This is a genomic window from Oleiphilus sp. HI0123 (genome assembly GCF_001635315.1).
Map to the genome: position 1 here is coordinate 1 of NZ_LWGE01001859.1, position 763 is coordinate 763.

The following is a 763-nucleotide window of genomic DNA, read 5'->3' on the forward strand; positions in this document are numbered from 1 at the left end:
TATTTTCAGTCTAATTAAATGAATAGCAAGGAGGGAGGAAAAGCTCGCTTCTTATTCTATCTTTAGCTTTATAAGGCCGCCCAGAAGGGCGGCTTTGTTTGTTATAGGGTTCGCTTGCTTAGGTGAATATCGTTTTGTGTGTGCTTTTTATTATGCGGATATGGATCTTACAACAAATTATGTAATTGTTAGGTGTTAGCCTTTAACGATTTGTTATTCAAAATGAACCCTGAGCGCGTAGTCTGTCGGGGTTTTTTGGGTTTTATAGCGCTGATTTTAATATTTAGATTGTATATACTGTGCGCCGATTTTGCTTAGTCATGGCTGTTATGTGATTTAGATGTCATGTCTTTAAATAAGTATGTAAAGAAAGATTTATATAGGTGGTAATGAATAATGCCGATTTATGAATATGTGTGTAAATCTTGTGGTTTTGAAAAAGATGTCTTACAGAAAATGAGTGATAAGCCATTAACTGATTGTCCTGAGTGTAGCGAAAGTACTTTTTCAAAGCGTATATCCGCTGCTGGTTTTAGGTTATCAGGGTCAGGTTGGTATGAGACAGATTTTAAAACAGGAAATAAGAAAAACCTGTGCAACTCAAAGAATGAGAATAGCTCTAAATCTAAAGGCAGTGAAAGCTCTTCAGCAGCCTGATAAAGTAGCGATTTAACAAAGATAATTAACAATTAATCAGTATTTAGAATTAAGTGAGAATAGTTTATGCGAAGCCATTATTGCGGTTCGGTTAATGAAGATAATA

At 34.9% G+C, this 763-nt stretch carries 1 protein-coding gene; it reads left to right on the top strand.

Annotated features, from left to right (window positions below; all coding sequences use genetic code 11):
• Window positions 1-396: 396 nt before the first annotated feature.
• A complete protein-coding gene (locus A3761_RS24920; protein WP_068511038.1) occupies window positions 397-657 on the top strand; it encodes an FmdB family zinc ribbon protein in 261 nt (86 codons plus the stop codon).
• Window positions 658-763 lie beyond the last annotated feature (106 nt).